The organism is Streptomyces sp. NBC_01803 (assembly GCF_035917415.1).
Taxonomy (GTDB): domain Bacteria; phylum Actinomycetota; class Actinomycetes; order Streptomycetales; family Streptomycetaceae; genus Streptomyces.
The window spans coordinates 427,139-443,248 of sequence record NZ_CP109073.1; the positions used below are offsets into that span (position 1 = coordinate 427,139).

Genomic DNA, 16,110 nt, shown 5'->3' on the forward strand with positions numbered 1-16,110 from the left:
TGGGTCGTGGGTGGGGCGGGCGGTGCGTTCTCGGGGCGCGCGGTCAGAAGGACATCCCGCCGTCGATCGTCAGGACCGTGCCGGTGATGTACGCGGCCCGGTCGGAGAGCAGGAACGAGACGAGGTCGGCCACCTCCTCGGGCCGGCCGACGCGCCCGAGCGCGATCTGCCGGCGGAACCCTTCCAGGTGGGCCTCGGGCAGGCTGAGGACCGGGTCGGTGCCGATGAAGCCGGGGGCCACCACGTTGGCCCGGATGCCGTACCGGCCGACCTCCTTGGCCAGGGACTTGGTGAAGCCGATGATTCCGGCCTTGGTCGCCGCGTAGTTGGTCTGGCCGGCGTTGCCGTGGAGGCCGGCGATGGAGGAGAGGTTGACGATCGCGCCGTGCCGCCGCTTGGTCATCTCGCGGACGACCGTGCGGCAGACGTGGTAGACGCCGTCCAGGTTGACCCGGAGCACGGCGTCCCAGTCCTCGTCCTCCATCAGCAGCAGCGGGTTGTCGCGGAGGATCGCGGCCGAGGTGACCACGGCGGTGATGGGTCCGAGGGCGTCCTCGGCACCGTCCACCAGCTCCTCGACGGCGGAGCCGTCGGACACGTCGGCCCGGCGGACGTAGACGCGGCGGCCGAGGTCGGTGATCTCCCGCTCCAGTTCCTTGGCGGCGGTGCCGTCGGAGGCGTAGCAGACGGCGAGGTCGAAGCCGTCCCGGGCGAGCCGCAGGGCGGTGGCGCGGCCGATGCCGCGCGAGCCGCCGGCGACGAGCGCCACCGGGGTGTCGGTCCGGGTCATCGGTCGGTCCTCTCGTCGGCGGGGTCGGCGGGATCGGCGGGGAGCACGGTCCGCCGCAGCCGGTGCCGCAGCTCGGCGACGCGCAGCCCGGGGTGGGTCGTGATGAGTTCGAGGAGCTGGATCCACTGGCGGACCATCACCCCCATCACGCGGCCCGCGACGCGGTCCGGGTTGTACAGCCACAGGCCGCCGAGCTTCCCCTCGTGCTCGCGCATGACGAGGTAGAGGTCCATCACGTTGGGCCGCATGACCGTGATCAGCTCGGGGAGGACGTCGTCGTCCCCGACGCCGGTGTCCAGCGGGGCGACGCGCAGGCCGTGCATGTCCAGTGCCGAGGTGGGCGCGTTGAGCAGGTTGAAGCCGATCCGGAACGGGTCGTCGGCGCCGTCGCGGACGGCCTCGTGGATGAGGTGCCGCAGCGGCACGTCCTGGTGGAGATAGGCGTCGACCAGGCTCTCGCGGACCCGGGCCAGCAGCTCGCCGAACGCGGGGTCGTCGGCCAGGTCCACCCGGATCAGGGCGGGGCTGATGAAGAAGCCGATCATGCGCGCCACTTCGGGCCGTTCACGGCCGGCCAGCGGGCAGGCCACGGTGACGTCGTCGCTGCCGGAGAAGGTGTGCGTCAGCAGCTCGAAGGCGCCCATCAGGAGCATGAACAGCGTCACGCCCTCGCGCTGGGCGGTCTCGCGCAGCGCCTGGGTGAGCCGGGGGTCGAGGGCGAAGCCGTGGGTGTAGCCGTCCGGCGCGGGGGCGGTCTGGTGCGCGGGCGCGTCGAAGTGGAGCCGGGGCGGCATGGGGTCCAGCCGCCGCCGCCAGTACCCGACGTGTTCGGCGAAGGCGCCCTCGGCCAGCTGCCGCCGCTGCCAGGCCGCGTAGTCCGGGTAGTGCAGCGGGAGCGCGGACAGGCGGGGCTCCAGGCCCCGGGCGTGGGCCTCGTACAGCTCGGTCAGGTCCTGGTAGAGCACGCCGTAGGCCCACTGGTCGACGACGATGTGGTGCATGGCCAGCAGCAGCACGTGCCGGCGGTCCGTCAGCGCCACGAGCACGCCCCGGACCACGGGCCCGGCGGCCACGTCGAAGGGGCGGTCCACCTGGTCCTGGACGACCCGGCGCAGCCTCTCCTCACGGGTGGCCTCGTCGTGGGCGCGGAGGTCGACGGATTCCAGCGGCCAGGAGCCGTCCGGGTCGACGTACTGGACCCAGTCGGCGGGACCGCGCCGGACGACGCGGGTGCGCAGCGCCTCGTGGCGCCGCACGGTGTCGTCCAGGCTGCGGCGCAGGGCGCTCTCGTCCAGGTCGCCGTCGAGGGAGAGGGCGGTGACGACGTTGTGGTGCGGGTCGTCCAGGGCGACGGGCTGGTGCAGCACGTCGAGCTGGGCGAACGAGACGGGGATGGCCTCGGCGCGGTCCACGGCGGGGAGCGCGGTGAGCGGGGCGGGGCCGGTGGGGCGGCCCGCCGGGACGGCCGGGCTCTCCGGCTCGGCCATGGAGGCCGCGGGTGTGTCGGGGGCGGCGGCGGTGATCGCCCGGAGCGCGGCGAACCAGCCGTCCGCCAGCTCGCGCACCGCCGCCTCGTCCACCAGGGCCCCGGCCCACGTCCAGTGGGCCACCAGCTCGGGTCCGCCGGGGCCGTCGTGGGTGACGGCGTTGAGCTCCAGCGGGTGGGCGAGCGGCATGGCGGGGTCGGCGCCGCCCGTGGCCGTGGCGGTGTCGTCCCGCACCGGGGTCCAGGGCGCGAGCCCGTCGGGGGCGGTGACGCGGCCGAGGTAGTTGAACGCGATCTGCGGCTCGGGCAGGGCGGCCAGCGCGGGGGCGGTCTCCGGGTTGAGGTGGCGGAGCAGGCCGTAGCCCAGGCCGTCGCCGGGGATCGCGCGCACCTGGTCGCGGACGCGGGTGACGGCCGCCGCCGGGTCGGGGCCGGGGTCGAGCCGGACCGGGTGGGAGCTGGTGAACCAGCCGACGGTGCGGGAGAGGTCCATCCCGGGGGCCAGGCCCTCGTGCCGACCGTGGCTCTCCACCTCGACCGCCACCGGGCCGTCCGCGCCGCCACGGGCGCGCCGCCATCGGGTGAGGGCGAGGCCGAAGGCGGCGAGCAGCACGTCCTGGACGCCGGCCCGGAAGGCCGCCGGAAGCCGTCCGAGGAGCGGCGCGGTGTCCTCGGCCGGGAGGGTGAGGGCCAGCTGTCCGGCACCACCGTGCACGTCGCGGGCCGGGTCGAGCGCCCCGGCGACCAGCGGTGGCGCGTCGCGCAGGAGGCCGGTCCAGAGGGGGAGTTCGGCGGTCAGCTCCTCGGCGTGGGCCCGTTCGGTCAGCAGCTCGGCCCAGCGGCGCAGCGAGGTGCCCACCGGGGCCAGGGCCACAGGCCGACCGGCCGTGACGGACTCCCAGGCGGCGGCGAGGTCCGGCAGCAGGATCCGCCAGGACACGCCGTCGACCACCAGGTGGTGGAGGACGAGCAGCAGCCGGCCGGCGCGTTCGGGTCCGGCGTCGCACCACACGGCCTGGAGCACCGTCCCGGCCGCCGGGTCGAGGCGGGCCTGTGCGGCGGCGGCCTCCGCCGAGACGAGCGCGCCGAGCGCGGCGTCGCCACCGGAGGAGGAGACCGTGGCCGAGGAGGGGGAGGCGGAGGAGACCGGAGCGGAGGAGGAGGCGGCCGGGGCGGTGGCGTCGATCCGCCGGAGGTGGTCCGCGGCCCGGACCGCGCCGGGGGCCTCCGCGTACAGGGACCAGCGGCCGTCCGGCTGGACGACGAGGCGGGACCGCAGGACGTCGTGGTGGTCCAGGAGTGCTTGGAGTGCGGCGGTCAGCCGGTCGAGGTCGGCGCCGGGGGGTGTGGCGACGACCGTGGCCTGGCTGAAGCCGGTGGCCGTGCCGCCGAGGCCGCGCAGCCACTCCACGATGGGGGTGGGCGGGATCTCGCCGGTGCCGACGTCGTGCGTGGCGGGCGCGCGGTCCGCGTCCAGCCGCTCGGCCACGGCGGCCAGGCCGGCCGCCGTCTGCCGGGCGAAGACGTCGCGGGCGGTGATCAGCAGTCCGGCGGCGCGGGCCTGGGCCACCACCTGGATGGCCTGGATGCTGTCACCGCTCAGCTCGAAGAAGTTGTCCTCGGCGCCGACCTCGGGCAGGCCGAGGACCCGGGCGAACACCTCGCACAGCGCCTTCTCCTCCGGCGTGGCGGGCGGGCGGGAGCCGGCGGCGGCCCGGAAGTCCGGCGCGGGCAGGGCCGCGCGGTCCAGCTTGCCGTTGGCGGTCTGCGGCAGCGCGGCGAGCGCGATCACCGCCACCGGGACCATGTAGGGCGGCAGCCGGTCGGCGGCGGACGCGCGCACGGCGGCCGGGTCGGCCCGCACGCCGTCGGCGGGGACGACATAGCCGACCAGGTCGGTGACGCCGGGCCGGTCCTCGCGGGCGACGACCACCGCCTGGGCGACGGCGGGGTGGGCGGTCAGCGCGGCCTCGACCTCGCCGAGCTCGATGCGGAAGCCGCGCACCTTGACCTGGTCGTCGCCCCGACCGACGAACTCCAGCCGCCCGTCCGGGCGCCACCGCACCAGGTCGCCGGTGCGGTACATCCGGGCGCCCGGCTCGAACGGGCAGGCCACGAACCGCTCGGCGGTCAGCCCCGGCCGGCCGAGGTAGCCACGGGCCAGGCCGGTGCCGGACAGGTACAGCTCGCCCACCACGCCCGGCGGCACCAGGCGCAGCGCGCCGTCCAGCACGTAGACGCGGCTGTTGTCCTTGGGGCGGCCGATGGGCGGCACGTCCTCGACGCCCGTCGCCGGGTCGACGGGGTGGATGGTGGCGTAGGTGGTGGCCTCGGTGGGGCCGTAGCCGTGCCGGACCCGCAGGCCCGGGTTGTGCTCCAGGACCCGGCGGATGACGCCGGGCGCGGCGGCCTCACCGCCGGTGAAGACCTCCCGCATCCCCGCGAAGCAGGCCGGGTTCTGGTCCGCGACCAGGTTGAACATGGTCGCGGTGACCAGCATCGTCGTCAGGTCGTGCCGGGCGACGAGCCGTTTGATCTGGTCGGCGTCGATCGTCTCGTCGGGCGCGACGACGACCGTGCCGCCGGTCAGCAGCGGCACCCACAGCTCGAAGGTGGAGGGGTCGAACGAGTACGGGTGGTGCAGCAGCGTCCGGTACGGCGGGGCGCTGGCGCGGCGCCGGTCGTGGGCGAGGCCGACGACGTCGCGGTGCCGCACCGCCACGCCCTTGGGCCGGCCGGTGGAGCCGGAGGTGTACAGGACGTACGCCAACCGGTCCGGGTGAGTGGGTGGTTCGACGGCCGGGCCGTCGTCGGTGGGAGAGTCGTCGCCGGTCGCGAGGACCACCCGGGCGTCGTGGTCGAACGCGCGGCCCTTCGCCGGATCGTCCACCAGCAGCACGGGGGCGGCGGTGTCCGCCACCACCCAGGCGGACCGCTCCGGAGGCCAGGCGTGGTGCAGCGGAACGTACGCACCGCCCGCCTTCACCACCGCCAGCAGGGCGACCACCAGCTCGGGCGAGCGACTCATCGCCACCGCCACCGGGGTCTCGGCGCCGACGCCGCGCGCCCGCAGGCGGCGGGCCAGCCGGTCGGCGCGGGCGTCGAGCTCGGCGTAGCTCAGCTCGGTGTCGTCCCAGGTCACGGCGGTGGCGTGGGGGGTGCGCCGGGCCTGCTCCGCGAAGAGTACGGGCAGGGTGCCGGGCGGCAGCTCGCGGTCGACGCCGTTCCACTCGGTCAGCAGCCGGTGCCGTTCCTCCGGCAGGAGCACGTCGAGGGCCTCGACGGGCCGGTCCGGGTCGGCGGTCACGGCCGCCAGCACCTGCCGCAGCCTGCGCTGAAGGGCGTCGACGGTGGGCGGGTCGAAGACGTCGGTGTTGTATTCGACGGTGCCGTCGATCCCACCGGGCCGGCCGTCCGCCGGGGGACGTTCGAACAGCGCCAGGGAGATGTCCGTGCGGGTGGTGCCGGTGGACACCGGCACCACCGAGACGCCGAGGCCGGGCAGCTCGGGCACCGACCCGGGGGTGTTCTGCCAGGCGAGCATGGTCTGGAAGAGAGGGTGGTGGGCCAGCGAACGGGTGGGGTTGAGAGCGTCCACCACGTGCTCGAACGGGATGTCCTGGTGGGCGTAGGCGTCCAGGCTCCGCTCCCGGACCCGGGACAGCAGCTCGCGGAAGGTGGGGCGGCCGGAGAGGTCCACACGCACCACGAGGGTGTTGACGAAGAAGCCGATGAGGTCCTCGGCGGCCTGGTCGGTGCGTCCGGCGATCGGCGTGCCGATGGGGATGTCCTCGCCCGCGCCGAGGCCGTTCAGCACGGTGGCGAGCGCGGCGTGCAGGACCATCGCGACGCTGGCGTCGGCGGCGCGGGCCAGCCGGACCAGGCCCTCGTGGAGGCCGGGGTCCCAGGTGAAGGAGAGCAGGTCGCCCCGGTGGGACGCCTCCCTGGGGTGCGGGCGGTCGGTGGGCAGCGGGACGCGTTCGGGCAGGCCGGCGAGCGCCTGCCGCCAGTGGCCGAGTTGTCCGGCCAGCGGGCTGGCGGGGTCGTCCCGGTCGCCGAGCAGGTCCCGCTGCCACAGGGTGTAGTCGGCGTACTGCACGGGCAGCGGCTCCCACGCCGGGGCCCGGCCCTGCCGGCGGGCGGCGTAGGCGGTGGCCAGGTCGCCGCCCAGCGGCGCCAGGGACCAGCCGTCCGCCGCGATGTGGTGCACCACGACGACGAGCACGTGGTCGTCGGGGGCGAGGGCCAGCAGGGTGGCGAACAGCGGGGGTTCGGTCGTCAGCTCGAAGGCGTGCCGGACGGCCTCGGTGACCGCCCGCCCGAGGTCCGCCTCGGTCACCGGGATCACCGGCAGCTCGGGGCGCGCCTCCTCGGGGCGGAGGATGTGCTGCCGGGGCACGCCCTCCCGGTCGGGGAAGACGGTGCGCAGCGCCTCGTGGCGGGCCGTCACATCGGCCAGGGCCGCCCTCAGATGGGCGGGGTCGAGCGGGCCGGACAGCCGCAGGGCCACGGGGATGTTGTAGGTGGGCGAGGGGCCTTCGAGGTGGTGGAGGAACCACAGCCGCCGCTGGGCGAAGGAGAGTGGCAGCTCGTCGGGCCGGGTGGCGGGCGCGAGCGCGGGGCGCGCGCCCGTGGCCTGCCGCAGCCGGGGGGCGAGGGCCGCCGGGGTGGGGGCCTGGAACAGCGCGCGGACCTCCAGCTCGACGCCCCGGGCCGCGCGGAGCTGCGCGATGAGGCGCGTGGCGAGCAGCGAGTGGCCGCCCAGGTCGAAGAAGCTGTCCGTCGCGCCGACCCGTTCCACGCCCAGCACGCGCGCGAAGAGGTCGCACAGGACCGCCTCGTCGGGGGTCCGGGGGGCGACGTACGCGGTCCCCGCTCCGGGGCCGGCGGTGGCGGGCGCGGGCAGGGCCTTGCGGTCGATCTTGCCGTTGGGGGTCATCGGCAGCGCGTCGAGGAAGACCAGCGCGGAGGGGATCATGTAGCCGGGCAGCTTCTCCGACAGCGCGGCCCGCAGCCGGGTCCGTTCCGCCTCGGCCGCCGCCGCCCCGGCGCCGGTCACCAGGTAGGCGGCGAGCCGCTGGTCGCCGGGCACGTCCTCCCGGATGACGGCGACGACGTCCCGGACGCCGGGCTGGCCGACGAGCAAGGACTCGATCTCGCCGAGCTCGATCCGGTAGCCGCGCAGCTTGACCTGATGGTCGAGGCGGCCGAGGAATTCCAGGGCGCCGTCGGCGCGGCGGCGGACCAGGTCGCCGGTGCGGTACAGGCGGGCGTCCTGGCCGGCGGTGAGGGAGTCCACGGTGAAAGGGTCGGCGGCGAAGGGGTCGGCGGCGAAGGGGTGGGCGGCGAAGGGGTCGGCGATGAAGCGTTCGGCGGTGAGCTCGGGCCGGCCCAGGTAGCCCCGGGCCAGGCCGGCGCCGCCGACGCACAGCTCGCCGGGCACGCCCGGTGGGACGGGCCGGCCGTCGCCGTCCAGCACGTGCAGCTCGGTGTTGGCGATCGGCTCCCCGAGGGTGACCGGCCCGTCGCCGACCCGTGCCACCGAGGACCAGATCGTGGTCTCGGTGGGGCCGTACATGTTCCACAGCTCGACGCCCCTGGCCACCAGCCGCCGCGCCAGGTCGGCGGGCAGCGCCTCGCCCCCGGCGAGGGCGCGCAGCCCCCGGCCGCCGGTCCAGCCGGCGTCCAGCAGCATGCGCCAGGTGGAGGGCGTGGCCTGCATCATCGTGGCGCCGGAGGTGTCGAGCGCGTCGGCGAGGCGGCGGCCGTCGGTGGCGACGTCACGGCCGGCGAGGATCACGCGGGCGCCCTCGACCAGCGGCAGCAGCAGCTCCAGCATGGCGATGTCGAAGGAGAACGTGGTGACGGCGAGGAGGGAGTCACCGGCGTCGATGCCCGGCCGTTCCCGCATGGCGTGCAGGAAGTTGCCCAGGGCGCGGTGCGGGATCTGCACGCCCTTGGGGCGTCCGGTGGAGCCGGAGGTGTAGATGACGTACGCGAGGTCGTCCGCGTCGACGGGCGCGGCCAGGGGGCCGGCGGGCTCGGCGTCCAACTCGGCGCGGATCTCGTCCAGGCACAGCGCCTCGGCCTTGACGGGCGGCAGGCCGGTCAGCACCTCGCGCTGGGTCAGCAGCACGGGGAGCCGGGAGTCGTCCAGCATGAACGCGACGCGGTCCGGCGGGAAGCCGGGGTCGATCGGCACATAGGCGCCGCCGGCCTTCAGGACGGCGAGCAGGGCGACGACCATCTCCGGGGAGCGTTCCAGGCAGATACCCACGAGGGTGTCGGGGCCGACCCCGAGGCGCCGCAGGCGGCGGGCCAACTGGTTGGCGCGCCCGTCGAGTTCGGCGTAGGTGAGGGCGGTGCCGGCGCAGCGGAGCGCTTCGGCGTCCGGAGTTCGCGCGGCCTGCTCGGCGAACCGCCGGTGGGCGAGGAGCGGTTCGGGCCAGTCACGGCGGGTGGCGGCGTCCCGCCGCCGCAGGGCGGTCTCCTCGGCGGGGTCGAGCATCGGGACGCCGGCGAGGGACGCGCCGGGGTCGGCGACGAGGTTCCTCACCAACAGCGCCAGGTGGGCCGCCATGCGTTCGACGGTGGCCGCGTCGAAGAGGTCGGTGTTGTACTCGAACCAGCCGCTGAGCCCGTCGGGCCACTCGAAGACCTGGAGTTCGAGGTCGAAGCGGGCGGTGGAGCTCTCGACCTCCAGGAACTCGATGCGCAGTCCCCCGGCGTCGAACTCGGGGATGGGGATGTTCTGGAAGACGAACGAGACCTGGAAGACCGGGGCGCGGGACAGGTCGCGGCGGGGGTGCAGCTCCTCCACCAGCCGTTCGAACGGCAGCTCCTGGTGGGCGAAGGCGCCCAGGCACGCCTGGCGGACGCGGCCCAGCAGCTCGCGGAAGGACGGGTCGCCGGACATGTCGGTGCGCAGGGCGAGGGTGTTGACGAAGTAGCCGATGAGCCGCTCGATCTCCTTGCGGCTCCGGCCCGCGACGGGCACGCCGACGACGATGTCCTCCTCCCTGCTGTAGCGGTGCAGGAGGACCAGGAACGCGGCCAGCATCGTCATGAACGGGGTGACGCCCTCGCGGCGGCTCAGCTCGCGCACGTCCTCCATCAGCGCGGCCGGGAGTCGGAAGGGGACCGATCCGCCGCGTGTGCTCTGCACCGGGGGCCGGGGCCGGTCGGTGGGCAGCTCCAGCATCGGCGGGGCGCCGTGGAGCGTGTCCCGCCAGTACGCCAGGTCGGTGTCGGACGTCTCACCGGCCAGTCGGCGCCGCTGCCAGACCGCGTAGTCGGCGTACTGGATCGGCAGATCGGGCAGCGGGGACTCGCCGCCGGAGGCGAACGCCCCGTAGAGCGTGACGAGTTCGGAGAAGAGGACGGAGGTGGACCAGAGGTCGGCCACGATGTGGTGCATGTTCAGCAGCAGGATGTGCTCGTCCGGGGCCAGGCGCAGGAAGCGCATGCGCAGCAGCGGTCCGGTGCGCAGGTCGAAGGGGCGGGCGAACTCCTCGCGGGCCAGCGCCCGGATGCCGTCATCCCCGCCGGGGCCGCGCAGGTGGGCGCAGTCCACGACGGTGAGTTCGGGCGGCAGTTCGTCGGCGACGACCTGGACGGGCTCGCCGTCGGCCTCGGCGAAGGTGGTGCGCAGGGCTTCGTGGCGGCGGGCGATCTCGTTGACGCAGCGCCGCCAGATCTCCACGTCCAGCGGGCCGGTGACGCGCAGCGCGCCCGGCACGTTGTAGGCGGCGCTGCCGGGGTTGAGCTGATCGAGGAACCACAGGCGCTGTTGGGAGAAGGATGCGGGGAACCGGCGTCGCCGCCTGGGCTGTTCGCCGCCCCTGGCCTGGCGTCGCAGCCGCTCGGCCAGCAGGGCCCGCTTCTGCTCGGCGGAGAGGCCGCCGAGGTCGACGCCGCTGCCCTGTTTCCGCTTCGCTTCCCGGTGCGGCTCGCCGGCCGCGTGTCCGTCGCTCACGCCATGCCCTCCTGTTCGCCCGTCCGCTGTTCGCCGGTCTCCGCCGCGAGCAACTCGCGTAGCTGTGCTTCCACTTCTTCGTCGGAGAGCTCCGCGAGCCCGTCCGGGTCGGCCGGGTCGGCCGGGTCGGCCGGATCTGGGTACGGCTCGTCGCGGCTGATCGCCTCGATGGTGTCCTCGGGGGTCCGCTCCCGGTCGCCGTCGGCCAGCAGGGTGACGGTGTGGGCGACGGTCGGGGCGTCGAAGAACCGCCGCAGGTCGAGCTCGATCCCGAACCGGGCGCGGATTCTGGTGCCGATCTGCACGGCGGCGAGGGAGTGGCCGCCGAGAGCGAAGAAGTCGTCGTCCACGCCGACCTGTTCGACGCCGAGGATCTCCTGCCAGACGGCGGCGACGGCCTTCTCCTCGTCGGTGACCGGCGCCACGTAGGGCGTGGCGAGGTCGGGGCGGGGGTGGGAGCCGGCGGGCGGCGCGAACCGCTCGGCCTCGCGCGCCAGCAGCGCGGGGGTGATGGTCCGGGCGAGGCGGCGCATGGCCGTGAAGTCGTGGTGAGAGACGACGAGTTGATCGGGCGGCTCGGGGGCGGCCAGAATGCGCGCGAACGCCCCCCGACCCTCCTCCTCGCTGATGCCCTCGCTGAGCGTCCGCAGGATGCCCGGGGCCGCGTCGGGGCCGTGCCCGTCCCGCTCCGTGTCCGCCGGGCCTCGGTCGTGCGCCTCGTCGGGTGGCGGGACCGAGGAGCGTTCGATCTGCTCGCGCAGGCCGGTGAGGTCGTTGATCCGCTTGATCGCGAAGTCGGTGACCCGCACCAGCGAACGGCCCTCGGGGTCGAGGATGTCGATGTCGCAGGACATGATCTCGCCCGAGGAGTCGGCGGACTCCTTCAGCTCGACGTAGCAGTGGATCGTACTGGTGAGACCGTGCGCGATCCGCAGGCTCCGGTAGCTGAACGGCAGGTAGTAGGTGTCCCGGGCGTGCACGCGGGCGGTGCCGCCCGCCGCGTCGAACAGCGCGGGGTGCAGGAGGTAGCTGTCGACGTCGGCCGCGTGGGCGTCGTCGAGCCGCAGGGTGGCGAACACCCGGCGGGCGCCCACCCGGATCTCCCGCATGCATTTCCAGCGGGGCCCGAAGGAGAACTCGATGGGGCCGCCGCTCTGGAACCGGTCCAGCCCCAGGCCGCGTTCGATCGCGTCGTCCGTGTCGAGGACGTCGGTGATCTCGCAGCGGGCGATGAGCGCGTCGAGGTCGTGGACGGTGTCGGGCTCCGGCTCGTGGAAGGTGACCGAGCCGCGCGCGTGGTCCCGCCACACCGTCGAGCCGGCGCCGCCGGTGCGGCTCTGGACCGCGAACCGCCACTGGCCGTCGCGGAGTTCGACGGTCGTGAAGACCTCGCGGGTCTGTCCGTCCGGCACGATCACGGGCGTCATGTACAGCACGTCGTGGATCTCGATGACCCGGCCGGCGGCCTGTTCGGCCACGGCCGCGCGGACCAGCTCCAGATAGGCCGTGCCCGGGATCAGGCCGTGGCCCATGATGCGGTGGTCGTCCACGATCCAGCTCTCGGCGGTGCTGAACGTGGAGGCGTAGGTACGGGATTCCTCCGTGCGGTGGACCAGGCGCGTCAGCAGCGGGTGCCCGGTCAGCTCCTCCCCCGCGTCGGCGTCGGCGTCGGCGGCACCGCCGAGCCGGGCGAGCAGGCCGGCCGCCATGCCCACTTCGCGCCAGGTGTCCCAGGCGACCGCCGTGACCGGCGTGCCGCCGGCGCGGCGCTTCCACTGGGCGAAGGCGTCGAGGAAGGCGTTGGCCGCGCCGTAGTCGCTCTGGCCGGGGCCGCCGAGCACGGCGGTCACCGAGGAGCACAGCAGCAGGAAGTCCAGGTCGTCGTCCCGGCAGACGCGGTCCAGGACCAGGGTGCCGCGCGTCTTGGCGGCGAGCACCTGGTCGGCGTCCGCCCGGGACTTGGTCGGGATCATGCCCCGGGAGGGCAGCCCGGCCGCGTGGACGACGCCGTGCAGCGCGCCCGCCGTGTCGCGCACCTGAGCGATGGCGCGGGCGGTCTCCTCGGGGTCGGTGACGTCGGCGCGCAGGACGAGGGTGCGGGCGCCCAGCTCGGCGAGGTGCCGCAGCCGCCTGATGCGGACGCTGGTGGGGTCCTGTTCGCCGTGGTCGCGCAGCCAGGCGTCCCAGGTCTCCTCGGTGGGGAACGCGGAACGGCCGAGCAGCCCGAGCACGGGCGCCTCGACGGTACGGGCGATGTGTTCCGCGAGGGCGAGGCCGATGCCTCCCAGGCCGCCGGTGATGACGTAGCCGCCGCCGTCGCGCAGGCCGGTCCGGCCCGCCGCGCCCGCGTCGGCGCCCGCGTCCGGTCCGGCGTCCGGCCCGGCGGGGGCGGGCAGCGGCACGGTGTCGAAGTCGCGGATCCACCCGTGCCGTCCGCGCAGGGCGAGTTGGGGCTCCTCGGTGGGGTGGGCGAGGACGGCCCGCACCGCGCGCACCTGGTCGTCCCGGGGAGCGTCCGGGTCCAGGCCGGTGATGTCCAGAGCGCGGCAGGCGGTGTCCGGGATCTCCTGCGGGATCACCGTGGTGGCGCCCAGCAGGGTGGCGTTCTCCGGCTGGAGCGGCTCCTCGCCGGTCACGCTGTGGACGCCCCGGCAGAGCACGTCGACGGCGACCGGGACCGAGGGCCGCGCGTCGGCGATGCCCTGGGCCAGCGCGAGGAGGCTGTCGAAGCCGAGGCGGCGGGCGGCGTCCAGCCGCTCCGGGGTGGGCCCGTCCGCCCCGGGTCCGTCGGCGGTGCTCCACAGGTGGACGACGCGGATCGTCTCCGGGGCCGCCGCGTCCAACGACTTGACGAGGGTGGCCAGGTGGTCCCGGTCGGCCGGGTCGAGCGTCCAGGCGCGGTCGCCGTCCTGGACCAGGTCCGGTCCGGCGCCGACCCGGACGACGGCGGCGCCGTCCGCCGCCAGGCTCCGGGCCAGCGCGCCGCCGAGCGCGAGGTCGGCGCCGAGGACGACCCACAGGGCGCCGGCGCCCGGCGCGGCGGCCGGCGCGGCCGGGACCGGCAGGCGCTTCCAGCCGGGGGTGGCGAACCACTCGGCCGGCGGGCGTGCCGCGCGAGGCCGCTCCTCCCGGGGACTCTCGTCGTCGGCCTCCACCCAGTACCGCTGGCGCTGGAAGGCGTAGGTGGGCAGCCGCAGCGGCCGGCGCCGCTCGCCGCCGTGGACGGCGGTCCAGTCGACGGCCGCGCCGGCGCTCCACAGGGTGCCGAGGCCGGTCAGCAGGTGCGCGGTGTCGTCCGTGCGTTCGCGCGGGTGCGGCAGCGAGTCGGCGGCGGTCCTGGTGGCGGTCCAGGCGCGGTGCCGGCGGGCGAAGTCGGTCAGGGTCCGGCCGGGGCCGACCTCCAGGGGCACCAGATCGGGGTCGGCGAGGAGGACGTCGAGGGCGTCGGAGAAGCGGACCGGCGCGCGCAGATGGGTGCCCCAGTAGTCGGGGCTGGTGGCCTGCTCGTCGGTGATCCAGGTCCCGGTGACGTTGGAGACGAACGGGACGCGGGGGGCGCGCAGCGGGACGGCGCGGACCTCGGCGACGAACGGCTCGACGGCCCCGTCCATGGCGGGCGAGTGGAAGGCGTGCGAGGTGTGGAGCCGGCGGCAGGCGACTGAGGCCGCCGTCAGCCGCCGCTCCAGGCCGTCGACGGCGTCCGCCGGGCCGGAGACCACGCTGAGCGCGGTGGAGTTGACGGCGGCGAGGACGAGGCCGTCCCCGAGCCAGGCGGTGGTCTCGGCCTCGGGCAGGAACACGGAGAGCATGGCCCCGGTGGGCATCTCCTGCACCAGGCGGCCCCGGGCGGCGACCAGGCGGACGGCGTCCTCCAGCGTGAACACCCCGGCCAGGCAGGCGGCGACGTACTCCCCGACGCTGTGGCCGGCCATCGCGCGCGGCCGGACGCCCCAGGACTCCCAGAGCCGGGCGAGGGCGTACTCGACGGCGAACAGGGCCGGTTGGGCGATCCGGGTCTGCCGCAGCCGGTCGGCCGCCTCCTCGGCCCGGTCATCGGGGGCGAAGAGGAGGGTGCGCGGGTCCTCGCCGAGGTGGGGGGTGAACAGCTCGGCGCAACGGTCGAGTTCGCGGGCGAAGACGGCTTCCGTGGCGTGAAGGCCCCGGGCCATGCCGACGTGCTGGGCGCCCTGGCCCGGAAAGAGGAACGCGACGGGGGCGGCCCGGTCGGGCGCGACGGAGACGGCGGCGCTGCCGGTGCCAGTGCCAGTGCCGGTGCCAGGGCCAGTACCGGTGCCGGTGCCGGCCAGCCGGCTCAGGGCGGCGACGGCCTCGTCCCCGTCCCGGCACACCACGGCCGCGCGGTGGTCGAAGGCCCGGCGCCGGGTCAGGGTGTGGGCGACGTCGTCCAGGTCGGTGCCGGGGTGGCGCCGGAGGTGGTCGGCGAGCCGCCGGGCGCCCTCGGCCAGGGCGGGGGCGTTCTTGGCGGAGAGCGGCAGCACGCGCGCCGGGCGGGCGGGGCGTTCGGCGGCGGGGCGTTCGGCGGGGGCCTCCTCCAGCACCACATGGGCGTTGGTGCCGCCGATGCCGAAGGAGCTGACGCCGGCCCGGCGCGGCGCGGCGTCCGTGCGGGGCCACCGCCGCAGCTCGGTGTTGACGAAGAACGGGCTGCTCTCCAGCGCGAGTTGGGGGTTGGGCTCGGCGCAGTGGAGGGTGGGCGGGATGGCCTCGTGGCGGAGCGCGAGAACGGCCTTGATGAGGCCGGTGACGCCCGCGGCGGCGTCCAGGTGGCCGACGTTGCTCTTGACGGAGCCGAGCGCGCAGAAGCCCCGGTCCTCGGTGTGCTCGCGGAAGGCGCGGGTGAGGGCGGCGACTTCGATGGGGTCGCCGAGCGGGGTGCCGGTGCCGTGGGTCTCGACATAGCCGACGGTGGCCGGGTCGATATCGGCCACCGCGAGCGCCTCGGCGATGACGTCGGCCTGGCCGTCGACGCTGGGCGCGGTGTAACCGGCTTTCAGAGAGCCGTCGTTGTTGATCGCGGTGCCCCGGATCACCGCGTCCACGGCGTCGCCGCCCGCGCGGGCGTCGGCGAGTCTGCGGAGCACGACGACGCCGGCTCCGTTGCCGGCGACGGTCCCGGCGGCGTCGGCGTCGAAGGCCCGGCAGTGGCCGTCGGGCGACAGGATGCCGCCCTTCTCGTACAGGTAGCCGCTCTTCAGCGGGGCGGTGACGGCGACGCCGCCCGCCAGCGCGATGTCGCACTCGCCGCCCAACAGGCTCTGGCAGGCGAGGTGGACGGCGGTCAGCGACGTCGAGCAGGCCGTCTGGACGGTGATGCCCGGCCCCTTCAGGTCGAGCTTGTAGGAGACCCGGGTGGCCAGGAAGTCCTTGTCGCTCGCCAGCAGGACGCGGTGCATGCCGACCGAGTCCACGACCCGCCGGTTGGGCATGACGTTGAACAGCAGATACGAGTTGAGGCCGGCGCCGGCGAAGACGCCGATCCGCCCGTCGAACGTCCTCGGGTCGACGCCGGCCGTCTCCAGCGCCTCCCAGGCGCATTCGAGGAAGACCCGGTGCTGCGGGTCCATCACCTCGGCCTCGCGGGGGCTGTAGCCGAAGAACGCCGCGTCGAAGCGGTCGGCGTCGGCCAGCACCCCCTTGGCTCTGACGTAGTCGTCCCGGCTGAGCGCATCGGGGCCGACTCCCGCGTCGAGGAGCTCCTCGTCCGTGAACGAGGAGATGCCCTCGCGTCCCTGGGCGAGGTTCTCCCAGAAGGTCTCGACATCGGGGGCGCCGGGGAAGCGGCCGGCCATGCCGATGATCGCCACCTGGCCGTTGTCTTCCTGGTCTGGCTCTGACACT

The 16,110-nt window shown here is 75.2% G+C and carries 3 protein-coding genes; all 3 read right to left on the reverse strand.

What is annotated here, in order from left to right; translation table 11 throughout:
• Nucleotides 1-43 precede the first annotated feature (43 nt).
• From fabG to OIE51_RS01950, 3 genes are read right to left on the reverse strand one after another with little or no spacing between them, the layout of a single operon-like run.
• Nucleotides 44-790, reverse strand: coding sequence for a 3-oxoacyl-ACP reductase FabG (fabG, locus tag OIE51_RS01940; protein ID WP_326594999.1), 747 nt, complete (start codon nucleotides 788-790; stop codon nucleotides 44-46).
• On the reverse strand, nucleotides 787-10,251 hold the full coding sequence (locus OIE51_RS01945) for a non-ribosomal peptide synthetase (protein WP_326595001.1): 9,465 nt from the start codon (nucleotides 10,249-10,251) through the stop codon (nucleotides 787-789). The genes fabG and OIE51_RS01945 overlap by 4 nt, the downstream gene beginning before the upstream one ends.
• Nucleotides 10,248-16,109: a type I polyketide synthase gene (locus OIE51_RS01950; RefSeq protein WP_326595003.1), complete on the reverse strand. Its 5,862-nt coding sequence runs from the start codon at nucleotides 16,107-16,109 to the stop codon at nucleotides 10,248-10,250. Before OIE51_RS01950 ends, OIE51_RS01945 begins: the two co-directional genes overlap by 4 nt.
• Nucleotide 16,110 lies beyond the last annotated feature (1 nt).

Coding starts and splice junctions, on each gene's coding strand:
- fabG (WP_326594999.1), bottom strand. CDS start 790: ATGACCCGGACCGACACCCCGGTGGCGCTCGTCGCCGGCGGCTCGCGC.